A 12951-nucleotide genomic window follows, 5' to 3' on the forward strand; every position below is an offset into this window, starting at 1 on the left:
AAACAAAAAAACCACCTTGTGGTGGTTTTTTTTTGTTTTATAAAGGAATATTTCCGTGTTTACGTTTTGGCGTATCTACTGTTTTATGTTCTAGGATACTAAACGCTTTTAATAATTTTCTTCGTGTATCTTGTGGTAAAATAACCTCATCGATAAAACCACGTTGTGCTGCACTGTATGGATTTGCAAACTTCTCTGCGTATTCTGCTTCTTTTTCTAATAGTTTCGCTGCAGGATCATTTGCCTCGCTAATTTCTTTCTTAAAGATAATTTCAGAAGCTCCTTTTGCTCCCATTACTGCAATTTCGGCACTTGGCCAAGCAAAGTTAAAGTCGGCGCCAATGTGTTTTGAGTTCATTACATCATATGCACCACCATAAGCTTTACGCGTAATTACAGTCACTTTTGGCACAGTTGCTTCACTTAATGCATATAGTAATTTTGCTCCGTGTACAATAATTCCGTTCCATTCTTGGTCAGTTCCCGGTAAGAAACCTGGCACATCAACTAATACTAATAATGGAATATTAAAAGCATCACAAAAACGTGTAAAACGAGCTGCTTTTATAGACGAATTCACATCTAAACAACCTGCTAAAAACATAGGCTGATTAGCCACTACTCCAATACTTCTACCGCCAATTCTTGCAAAACCTACAAGGATGTTTTCGGCATAATTTTTATGAATTTCGTAAAACGAATCTTCATCAATGATACCTTTAATTACATCATGCATATCGTAAGGCTTATTCGCATTATCTGGAATAAGACTTGCCAATTGTTCTCGAACCTCATCGTTTAATTCGTAAGGTAATTTCGTTGGTAATTCTTTATTACTCTGAGGCAAATAGCTCAATAATTTTTTCAAATCTTCTAAACATTCAATATCGTTTGTAGACGTAATATGTGCCACTCCCGACTTTGTTGAATGTGTACTTGCTCCTCCTAATTCTTCTGCAGTTACTTCTTCATTAGTAACTGTTTTTACAACACTTGGTCCGGTTACAAACATATAACTACTTCCTTCCACCATCATGGTAAAATCGGTCATAGCCGGAGAATACACTGCTCCACCAGCACATGGTCCCATAATTGCAGAAATTTGAGGAATTACTCCAGAAGCTTGTACGTTTTTATAGAAAATATCGGCATAACCTCCTAATGAACGAACTCCTTCTTGAATACGTGCTCCACCAGAATCGTTTAAACCTATCATAGGAACATTCGCTTTTAAAGCCATGTCCATTACTTTACAAATTTTCTCTGCATGTGTTTCTGACAATGCTCCACCAAAAACAGTGAAATCTTGTGCAAAAACATACACTGGTCGTCCATTAATAGTTCCGTAGCCTGTAATTACACCATCACCATAATAGATTTCGTTTTGCATTCCGAAATCGGTAGTTCGATGGGTTACCAACGCTCCAATTTCTTCAAAAGAACCTTCGTCCATTAAATAATTAACACGCTCACGAGCCGTTAACTTTTTCTTTTCGTGTTGTTTTGCTATTCTTTTTTCACCACCACCTAAATAGGCTTGGGCTAGTTTATCTTCTAATGTTTTTATTTTGTCTTGCATGTCAATTAGTTGATTGGTAAGCGTAAAACTTTTTGGTCTTCTAAATATTTTTTCAAAGCTACTAAAGCAGCTATTTCTGCTTCTTTTGCCGCTTGTGCTTTCAATACCTCAGCATCATAGTATTTTTTTACGAAATGTGTGTCAAAATCTCCTGAACGGAAAGCTTCATGTTCCATTACAAAAGTCCCAAAAGGCAACGTTGTACTAATTCCTTCTACTTTATAATCAGCAATCGCTTTTATCATTAACTCGATAGACTCTTCACGCGTTTTTCCGTATGTAATTAACTTCGCTAACATTGGATCGTAATAAATAGGCACATCCATTCCTTGTTCGAAACCGTTATCTACACGAATTCCTTCTCCAACAGGCAATTGATATACTTCTAAATTTCCAACACTTGGTAGGAAGTCGTTTAATGGGTCTTCTGCATAAACACGTAATTCCATTGCATGACCTGTAATTTGTAAGTCTTCTTGTTTAATAGTAAGTGCTTCTCCACGAGCAACACGAATTTGCATTTCTACTAAGTCAACACCAGCGATTAACTCTGTAACCGGGTGTTCTACTTGTAAACGAGTGTTCATTTCTAAGAAATAGAAATTTTTGTTTTCGTCTAATAAAAACTCAACCGTCCCTGCTCCTAAATAATCACAAGCTTTAGCAACTTTAACTGCTGCTTCACCCATTGCTTTACGGATTTCAGGTGTTAAAACCGATGAAGGTGCTTCTTCAACAACTTTTTGATGACGACGTTGTACGGAACATTCTCTTTCGAAAAGGTAAATAATATTTCCATGGCTATCTGCCATTACTTGAATTTCGATATGACGTGGCGAACCTACATATTTTTCGATAAAAACAGAACCGTCTCCAAAAGCAGAAACTGCTTCAGAAACTGCACGATCCATTTGTGATTCAAATTCACCTTCATTATTTACAACACGCATTCCTTTACCACCACCACCAGCTGCTGCTTTAATTAAAATTGGAAAACCAATTTCAACGGCAATTTTCTTTGCTTTTGGTATATCAGTAATTGCTTCATCTACACCAGGAACCATAGGAATATCGTAATCTTTAACAGCGTCTTTAGCAGCTAATTTATTCCCCATCATATGCATTGCCTTAGATTTTGGCCCTATGAATGTGATGTTATTTTTTTCTACTAAATCAGCAAAGTCTGCATTTTCACTTAAAAATCCGTATCCAGGATGAATTCCGTCTACGCCAAGTTGTTTACAAACTTCTATTATTTTATCACCTCTTAAATACGATTGACTCGAAGGTGCTTCTCCAATACAAACTGCTTCGTCAGCAAATTTCACGTGTGGTGCATTTCTATCTGCAACTGAATAAACAGCAACGGTTTTGATTCCCATTTTCTTTGCTGTTTGCATTACTCTTATGGCAATTTCACCACGATTTGCAACTAATATTTTTTTCATCTTATTCGAATTCAATTAATAAAGCTCCTTTTTCTACCGCTGCTCCTTTTGTCATAGTAATAGATTTTATAACACCTTCACGAGGAGATAAAATACTATTTTCCATTTTCATAGCTTCTAGAATTAATAAAGGATCATTTTCTTTTACTTCTTGACCAACTGATACAGAAATTTCTAAAATCAACCCTGGCATTGGTGCTTTAATGAAATTTACTTGTTTAGATGCTCCTACTTCAAATCCCATTTCTTTTATCAATAAGTCTAAAGCGTTTGCAATTGCAACTGTATAAGTTGAATTGTTTACTTTAACGGTATACGTTTTATTGATAAAATCGCTTGCAATGATTTCAGCTTGGTAAGGTGTACTGTCTTTTAAAATGTGAAATTTATCTTTTTCAACACTTACAGCATCTAATTGAGAAACAACATCATTCTCAACATCAAATTGAAAAGTATTGTTTACGTTTAGTTTATAATGATTACTCATATTTTTACTTTTAAGAGGCGTAAAAATAAGGAAAAGAAAGGATAAAGGAAACTCGTTTTGGATTAATTATTTATTTTTTTAAATAGATTTTTATAAGTTCATACAATTTGTTTTTATCTAAAGGTTTCGATATAAAACCATTAAAACCAAGTTCTTTAATTTTATCTAGCTCTTCTTGAAAAGAATAAGACGTTTGTGCTATAATTGGAAGTTCTTTATTAAACTCTCTAATCTGCTTAAAGGCTTCATAACCATCAAGATTTGGCATTCGTATATCCATTAGCACCAAATCTATTTCATTATTAGTTTTACAAAATTCAACTGCCTCTAAACCATCTTTCGCTCTAACGACTGTGCAATTAAAATTTTTAATTATTTTTTCTATTAATAAAAAATTTATATTATCGTCTTCAGCAACTAGAACAATAACTTCATCACCCAATTCTGTTGGTGTTTTAGGGTCAAATACATTTTTTTCTAACTTAATTCCTTCTGCAATTTTTAGTGGAATTGAAAATTTAAAAGTTGTACCTACACCCTCTTGAGATTGAAAACTTATATTTCCGCCTAGCATTTCTACATAAGCTTTAGAAATAGCTAATCCCAATCCCAACCCTTCATTTGCAGAAATTCCTTTTGTATTTATTTTACTAAAGCGTTTAAATGCATTTTCTTTAAATTCATCAAGTATTCCTATTCCAGAATCTTGAATACTGAAAGTTATATTATCTTTCTGATCATCTATTTCACAATCTAAAATCACAAAGCCTTCATTAGTGAATTTAAAAGCATTTAAAATAAGATTTGATATAATTTCTTTTAATTTAACATTATCTGTAACAATATCAATATCTAACGAACTTTTTGGAGTATTAAATTTAAATTCAACATTTTCATTTTTATTAAGTATTTTAAGTGTTCTTACTAAATTAAAAAGCAATTCTTCCAAATTAACAGTTTCAACATTTGGTTTAATTAAATTGGAATCAATTTTTGACATTTCTACAAGGTCATCAATAATTTCAACCAAATTATTTCCGCTATCATTAATAATATCTAAATATTCCTTTTTTTCATCTTCTGAAATTCTTGAATTTCTCAATAAATCTGTAAACCCTATAATTGCATTCATAGGCGTTCTAATTTCGTGTGACAAGTTCATTAAAAATGATGACTTTAGCTTATCACTTTCTTCAGCTTTTATTTTTGCAATTTTTAATTGTTCTGCTTTAAATTTATTTTCCTCAAAAAGCATACCTATGTATCTAAATTCTCCTTTTATACTTTTTAAAGCATTAATAGAAGAAACATCTCCATCTTTAAGAATTTTTTTAATAAAACTGAGCGGCAGTTTCGCCCATTTGTTTGCATAGAAATAATAAATAAACCATGAAAAAATTATAGCAAAAGCCATAATCAATAAAATAGTTTTAGTAATCCAAAAATCTATATTATATGCTCTTTTAAAAAATAAATTTGAAATCACATTGCCTTTATATCCCTTTAATGGAACAATGGAATAAACAGTTTTAGTGACTTTTTCTTTACCTGTATAAAAATTAATATTTGAGCTGCTAATCTTTTCAATATTTGCAAAATACTCGTTATCTAAAAGGCGTACCATAAAAAAAATACCTGACGGGCTTGTTTTATTTTTATAAGGATCATCAGATGGATGAATAGTGGCTCCATATACTTCAATTATTCCCTCTGGAATTTTTAAATAAAATTTATCAACTTTTTTCTTTAATAAATTTTGAATTACTTCTTTAGGGATTATATCTTTTGTTTTAATTTTCGGAGTTGAAACCTGAGTAATTAACTCATTATCAGCGTCATAAACACTTATGTATTCAAGTTTATAAGTATCAATAAGATTTACTACTGAAGTATTAAACCAATTTAAATCTTTAGTTTTTGTAAAATCAACAAATTCATCCCAATAAGTTGCATCGATTGCAAGAGAAGTATACGATTCACTATTCAGTTTTAACAAAGACTGGATTTCATTATTATACAACTCATTACTTGAATTATATATTTCTTTTTCTTGAATTCGCATATAAAAATAAAGACCTAACACTAAAAGCAATAAGCTTAAAGATACCAAGGACAGTAAGCTAATAACTTTAGTATAGGTGGATTCTTTTTTATTTTTAAAAAATAGCATCAATATATTTCATTATTTATTAAATATATAACTATTTTCTCAATAAATTAGCAATAAAAACAAACTTTATTCATTGCTTTGTTGATTTTATCACAAAACTAATAATCCGTTTGTTTTTAAATTATTTATAGATTTTGAATACCAAAACAATTCAAAATCTTCTAACTGAGTTTCAAAATCAGTTTTTAATTGTTGGAACGTCATACGTTTTTCATTGGAAACCGACAAAGTTTCTAATTTCTCTAACAACCAATTCCCTTTATCTTCTTCTAATGTAATTTCAAATGAATGTGTTTTTTGATGGAAAGTTAAATTCATCATTTCCCAAGAATTTCCTTTTTTAGATTTGGTAAACTTTTTCACTAAAGGAATTCCGCCTGTCCAAACTATTTTAGCATTTGGTTTTGTTGTAAAAACAGTTTCTTTTTGAAGTGCATTCTGAATAAAGTCGGGTTCAATTTTTGTACGAGGAATTTTAAAATCAAACCAATCCTGCAAATCATAATCGAAACAAATTCCGTGCATGTAATTGAACAACGATTTCTTTAATCCGAAACTGAACTTATCGTGATTAATTCCGGTTTTATCAGTAAAAGCAACATCATTATTGGCAAATGTTATTTCATTCGTAACTGGAACAACACCAAAAGCCTCTGGATTAATTCCAACTGGGCTATGCGCTGTCATGGCAAATTGATGCCAAAAACCCGATTGTAAAACGCCAATTTCAAACAACTGACGCACCATTTCTAAACTATCAATTGTTTCTTGAATCGTTTGCGTTGGGTAACCGTACATTAAGTAAGAATGAACCATTATTCCTGCTTCGGTAAAGTTTCGTGTTACTTGTGCTACTTGTTCAACCGTAACTCCTTTTTTAATCAATTCTAATAATCTATCTGAAGCAACTTCTAATCCGCCAGAAACAGCAATACAACCCGACAATTTTAGCAATAAACACAAATCTTGGGTAAAACTTTTTTCGAAACGAATATTGGTCCACCACGTAACAGAAAGATTTCTTCGCAAAATCTCAAAGGCTACTTCACGCATTAAAGCGGGCGGAGCAGCTTCATCTACAAAATGGAATCCATTTTCACCCGTTTGAACAATTAACTCCTCCATTCTATCTACTAAAATTTTAGCAGCAATAGGTTCGTAAATTTTTATATAATCGAGTGAAATGTCACAGAATGTGCATTTTCCCCAATAGCAACCATGAGCCATTGTCAGTTTATTCCAACGACCATCGCTCCACAAACTGTGCATTGGGTTTGCAATTTCGATAACGGAAATGTATTGATCTAAAAGTAAATTGGAATAATCTGGTGTTCCCACTTCACTTTGCTTGTAATCTTGTTTTGTAGAGTTGTTTTTGTAGACAACTTCATTGTTTTCAAGAAGGAAAGTGCGTTTGAAAAGCACTTCGACAGGCTCAGTGTGACAAACTGCATGATAAAGAAGTTCAACTGGTAATTCTCCATCATCTAAAGTAATGAAGTCAAAAAACTCAAAAACACGTTTATCTTTTAATTGACGGAGTTCAGTATTTGGAAAACCTCCTCCCATAGAAATTTTAACCTCTGGATAATTGGCTTTCAAAAACTGTGCACAACGAAAAGCACTGTACAAATTACCAGGAAAAGGCACTGAAATTAAAACTAATTTTGGCTGAACTTCTTCTACTCTATCTTTTAGAATTCGTAAAGTAATCTCGTCAATAAAGGTTGTTTGTTTCTGTAGTTCATTATACAATTCATCAAAAGAATTAGCACTTCTTCCTAATCTTTCGGCATAGCGACTGAACCCAAAGTTTTCATCGATACATTCTACAATAAAATCAGATAAATCTTCCAAATACAAAGTGGCCAAATGCTTCCCTTTATCTTGCATTCCCATTGAACCAAATGCATATTCCAAATCATCTAACTGTTCAAAACGAGACGCTTCGGGTAAAAAGTTGCCACTGCAAATTTGGCGCGCTAATGTGGGTTGTTTTCCTTGTAAAAATGCAATGACCGAATCTATAGTTTTAATATATTCGTTTTGAAGTACTACTATTCGCTGAACGTTATCTGACAAATCAATTTCCTTTGATTCACCGATTTCAAACATTTCTATTAAACCTTGTTTTGAAAATAATTCTAAAATTACCTCTATACCTAAATCCATTTGGCAAGTGGAAATGTTTTTGGTATTCAAGAACCCTTTTAAATAAGCCGTTGCAGGATACGGAGTATTCAGTTGAGTAAAAGGCGGAGTGATTAATAGAATCTCTTTCAATTGAAAATTATTTTTACAAAGGTAAAATTATTTTAATGTGATTATTTTTAAAATTAAAAATTCAATATTACTTAATCTATGTATTATTTCGAAAGTTTTATACAAATAAAAAAACTTTCTAATATTTCATAAATGAACATATAAAACGACAGAATAAATGCACTAAATGTTAAAATTTCTTATGCATAATGAATTAACTTACTTATAAGGTAAAAAAAAACTTACTTTTGCAAAAAAATAAAAAAATGAAAAATTGCGCCTTCATTATAATCTTCTTATTTTCAATTTCAATATTCTCACAAAATAAGGAAATCAAAGAAATCAATAATAAGTTTGAAAACTTAATAATTGAAGATATTAATGGAGTAATCATAACCGATTCGATTCAAAAAGTTGCTTTTTTACAAAAGAGGGAAGATGAAGTTATTTTAAACTCTAAAAGTAAAATGCCTTTTAGCAAATTGCAACCAGCTGTACACTTGTGTAGTAATGGTAATTTTGAAGAGTTTGAATCTGTTGCAGGTAGTAATGTTTTAAAAGACTTCCAATACACTATAGGGAATCCAAACTCACCAATGCAATGTAAGTCTATCAATGTTACAGCAAATCAATACATCAATCAATACAATCCATCTAATAACAACTTAATGGTCACAACCGTTCCTTCTAATTACATAGATAATTACATTGGAAACATAAACGGATTTGACCAATATCTTTTAAAAATCAATCATCAAAACTCAAGCACTACATCATCTATAGTACAAGCAAAAAGGTTTAAAACAAATAATGAAAACAATGTCGTTTTTAACTTTAAAGCTGTTTTACAAAGTATAAGTGGATCTGGACATTTAAATGAACAACCCTACTTTAAAGGTAGAATTCTTAATAAAAATGGCATTGTTGTAGATGAATTTTGTTTAATTGGAGACCCTACAAATTGTATTTTTACAGAAGCAGGGAATAGCCAGTCTGGAACTATTATTCTCTACACTCAAAACTGGCAGACTGGAAATTTAAATATTTCATCGATTCCAAATAATGAAGAGTTTACTATAGAATTTATGGCTTCAAGATGTGGTTTGAATGGTCATTTTGGATACGCTTATGTGGATGATATTTGTTTAATTCATACAGATGAAAATTTGCAAGGAAGCATCAATTTAGATCCTTTATATCTAATTTGTCCTACTTTACCAATATCAGTTTGTGGTACTTTTACTATTCCTAATTCTGGTGGTATTGCCGCAACTGTCAATTCTATTTCTATAAATGTTTATAATGAATTAAATACGTTAGTATATTCATCTTCAACTCCAGTTACATTAGACATTATAAATAAAACATTTTGTTTTGAATTAAATAATGGAAGCTTACCTAATACTACAACCGGTAACTATAACATTAGTGCAAGTATCAATTATGGTACAATTCAGACCACTTGTGCAGGAACAAATTTTGCAACTGCTACAGATAGTGATGCTAATCCTGGTTGGGATATTTCATTTTTAAATTGTAGTCCAGATTGTAGTTATAATTTAGCTCCTGCAACTTTAACGTTGTGTGACACTAATAGTGATGGAAAAGAATTTTTTAATTTAATTGATGCTGAATCGACAATTATTGGAAGTCAAGCTGGTTTAACTTTTATCTATTATAGAACTTTAACAGATGCTACTAACAATACAAATGCAATAGCTCTTCCAACAAACCATGAAAGTTATACAACAACAATCTTTGTGAGAGTCATTAAAGATGCTACTTGCTACAAAATTATTGCAATTCAACTTGTTGTAAGAAATCCATCGGCAACAATTTCAGGTATTTTAAACGTTTGTAGTGGAAGTACAATTTTAAGAGCTTCACCTGGAGTTTCTCATTTATGGTCAACAGGTGAAACTACAGAAAGCATTGTTATTACAAGCAATGGCACATATAGCGTTATCGTAACTGATTCATTTGGTTGTAGCTCAAGTGCAAGTGTTACAATTATACCGGGTCAAGTTGCCGTATTACCAACAATTATTATTACACAACCAGATTGTTTTAATCCTAATGGAATTATTGAAGTTACTTCACCAGCATCTCAATACAGTTATGATGGAGGAATTACTTGGACAACTAATTCAATTGCAAACAATTTACCAATTGGTAATTATAATGTTAAAATTAGAACCATTACAGGTTGTGAATCATATAGTTCAACAGTAACGATTAGAGCTTTTTTGTCTAATTCTCCATATATTTCAACTACCCAACCTACTTCTTGTGGAGCATTTGGAAAAATCACAGTCAATACCTTTTCTTCAGAATATAGTTTTGACGACGGTTTAACCTGGACGACAAGTAATATTTCAAATGATTTACCAATTGGAACTTATTCAGTTAGAGTAAAAGATTCTAACGGATGTATTTCAAGTCCAAGAGTAGCAAGTATTTACGGAGTCTTTTTAAGTGCGCCAACATATACGACTATTAATCCATATTGTACAAACTTAGGTAGCATTACCATAACCAACACTAATGCTGACGAATATAGTTTTGATGGAGGAAATACATGGCAGACTTCTAATACTAAAAATAATTTGAGTACGGGTACTTATATTCTGCAAATTAGAAACAATCTGGGATGTACTTCTCCAAATATATATGCTTATTTGAATAAATTTGAATCAAGTTACCCAACATACACAATAATACCTGCTGGCTGTGATCAATATGCTACATTGACGATAAACACTGTAGGTGATGAATTTAGTTTTGATGGAGGTTTAACTTGGTCAACATCTAACGTTTTAACAAACCTAAACGGAGTAACAACAAAACTGATTAAAGTTAGAAGAAACGGCAATTGTGTTTCTTTGACCACTAATGTATTTATCAATTCATATTATTTACCGCTACCAGTTGTAACTAATTTTTCAAGTCTAATTTGTGACAATTCAAATAACAATAGTGAATCTGTAAATTTATCAAGCTTTAATGCTCAATTAATAACCAATGCTAATAATTATAGTTTTGCTCATTATCATACATTACAAGGAGCCCAAAATCAAATAAGCACTGAACTAATTACAAATTTAAATTCATATGATTTAAATCAGTCTAACAAAATATTTTATGTAAGAATTACAGACTCAAATAATTGCTCAAACATAGCTTTATTAGATCTTACACTAATACTTACTCCTGTAATTGATTTAGAAGACATCTACTACCTATGTGAAAATTATACTGTTTTAATAAATGAAGAATCTGCACATGAAACTTATTTATGGACAGATGGCTCAACAAATTCAAGCATTATAATCTCTCAAGCTGGCAATTATTCCTTAACAGTAACAAAAACAAATGGAACTGTAATATGTTCAACTACTAAAAATTTTAGAGTAGTCCTTTCTAACCCTGCAACCATTTCAGGATTGATTCCGACAGACTGGACACCAACAGATAATACTATTACTGTAAATGTTACTGGATTAGGAGATTATGAATATTCTTTAAACGGAACAGATTACCAAGACAGTAATGTTTTTAATAATTTAGAAAACGGAGAGTATACAGTTTATGTTAGAGATAAAAACGGCTGTGGTATTAGTTCAGACGGCATCTATTTATTAATGCATCCTAAATATTTTACCCCAAATGGCGATGGTGTTAATGATTTTTGGAAAATTAAATTTTCGGAAAACGAACCTAATTTAATTATAAAGATATTTGATAGATATGGAAAACTTATCAAACAATTAGGTCCAAATGCAATTGGATGGGATGGAACTTATTTTGGTGAACAAGCTGTATCGAGTGATTACTGGTTTGTTGTAGTTAGAGAAAACGGAAAAGAGCACAGAGGGCATTTCTCTTTAATACGTTAAAAAATAATTTAATAATTTAACTCTCGTTTAGTAATGAAAATATTTTACCTTTTTATATTATCAATTATAACGTTTAGTCTTTTTGGGCAAAACCAAACGAAGTCTGTTGGATTTATTGAGAATAAAGGACAAATTGTCGATCAAAAAGGAAAAGAAAATAAAAATGTTCGGTTTTTATTAAACACAAATGGGCTAAATGTACAATTAAGAACTGCTGGGTTTTCTTATGACGTTTATGATACTGAAAAAATACCGTTAACCAAAAAAGATAAAGATTTTCATTCTTCTAATTCAAGTTTAGATAATGGTACAAAAACACCTGATTATTCTTTAAAATATAATTTTCATAGAATTGATATTGACTTTTTAAACGCTAACCAAAATGTAAAGTTAATTTCTGAAGAAAAATCTTAAGACTATGATAATTATTATAATGTAGTTCATGCGCCAAACGGAATAACTAATGTTCATAAATTTCAAAAAGTTACCTATCAAAACATTTACAACAATATTGATGTTGTATTTTTTATTCCAAAAGATTCTACAAAAGTTGTGGAGTATAATTTTATTGTAAAACCCGGTGGAAAGGTTTCTGATATTCAACTAAAGTTTAATGGAGCAAGAACAGATTTAGCTGACAATAAAATTAGAATGAACCTTCGTTTTGTCCAAATGGAAGAAACATTACCAATGAGCTGGATTGAAAATGGAAATTGAAAACGAGAAGCTTCAGGTAAAAAATTTCCACTGCAAATTTGACGAGCTAACGTAGGTTGCTTTCCTTGTAAAAACTCAATAACTGAATCTATGGTTTTAATGTATTCGTTTTGTAAAGAATAAATTCTACTAGAGTTTGGCGACATCTCGACTGGACTCGATGTGATAAATTGAAAAACATCTTGCAAACCTTGTTTTGAAAACAACTCTAAAATTACTTCGATACCTAAGTCCATTTGAAAAGCCGAAATGCTTTTGGTATTCAAAAAACCTTTTAAATAAGCCGTTGCTGGATACGGCGTATTCAGTTGGGTAAAAGGTGGTGTAATTAGGAGTATGTTTTGCAATTGAATTTTTTTTGCAAATGTAGAATTATTTTAGGTGAATTACTG

Annotated in this window: 7 protein-coding genes and 1 pseudogene; 2 read left to right on the top strand and 6 right to left on the bottom strand. The window is 31.2% G+C overall.

Features of this window, described 5'->3' with window-relative positions:
• Positions 1-37: 37 nt before the first annotated feature.
• The 5 genes from UXY25_RS06060 to UXY25_RS06080 all read right to left on the bottom strand — a co-directional run bounded on the left by UXY25_RS06060 (position 38) and on the right by UXY25_RS06080 (position 7967).
• Positions 38-1579 (bottom strand): acyl-CoA carboxylase subunit beta, encoded by a 1542-nt coding sequence (locus UXY25_RS06060; RefSeq protein ID WP_320815113.1) that lies wholly within the window; start codon positions 1577-1579, stop codon positions 38-40.
• A 5-nt stretch (positions 1580-1584) separates the two neighbouring features.
• Entirely contained in the window at positions 1585-3027 is a 1443-nt protein-coding gene (accC, locus tag UXY25_RS06065; protein ID WP_320815114.1) for an acetyl-CoA carboxylase biotin carboxylase subunit, read from the bottom strand.
• A 1-nt stretch (position 3028) separates the two neighbouring features.
• On the bottom strand, positions 3029-3514 hold the full coding sequence (locus UXY25_RS06070) for an acetyl-CoA carboxylase biotin carboxyl carrier protein subunit (protein WP_320815115.1): 486 nt from the start codon (positions 3512-3514) through the stop codon (positions 3029-3031).
• A 70-nt stretch (positions 3515-3584) separates the two neighbouring features.
• Positions 3585-5624, bottom strand: a complete 2040-nt coding sequence (locus UXY25_RS06075; protein WP_320815116.1) for a response regulator — start codon at positions 5622-5624, stop codon at positions 3585-3587.
• A 150-nt stretch (positions 5625-5774) separates the two neighbouring features.
• A complete protein-coding gene (locus UXY25_RS06080) occupies positions 5775-7967 on the bottom strand; it encodes a B12-binding domain-containing radical SAM protein (protein ID WP_320815117.1) in 2193 nt (730 codons plus the stop codon).
• Between the two features lie 245 nt (positions 7968-8212).
• Between UXY25_RS06080 and UXY25_RS06085 the strand changes: the two genes are divergently transcribed.
• Together UXY25_RS06085 and UXY25_RS06090 are read left to right on the top strand one after the other, a co-directional pair.
• Positions 8213-11842, top strand: a complete 3630-nt coding sequence (locus UXY25_RS06085) for a T9SS type B sorting domain-containing protein (RefSeq protein ID WP_320815118.1) — start codon at positions 8213-8215, stop codon at positions 11840-11842.
• A gap of 33 nt (positions 11843-11875) precedes the next feature.
• The gene (locus UXY25_RS06090; protein ID WP_320815119.1) at positions 11876-12256 is read left to right on the top strand and encodes a hypothetical protein; all 381 of its coding nucleotides are present in this window, start codon (positions 11876-11878) and stop codon (positions 12254-12256) included.
• Positions 12257-12558: 302 nt separating this feature from the next.
• On the opposite strand, the pseudogene UXY25_RS06095 reads toward UXY25_RS06090, so the two are convergent.
• Positions 12559-12906, bottom strand: a pseudogene (locus UXY25_RS06095) (radical SAM protein); the annotation flags it as partial.
• Positions 12907-12951 lie beyond the last annotated feature (45 nt).

This window comes from Flavobacterium sp., assembly GCF_034111225.1.
GTDB lineage: Bacteria > Bacteroidota > Bacteroidia > Flavobacteriales > Flavobacteriaceae > Flavobacterium.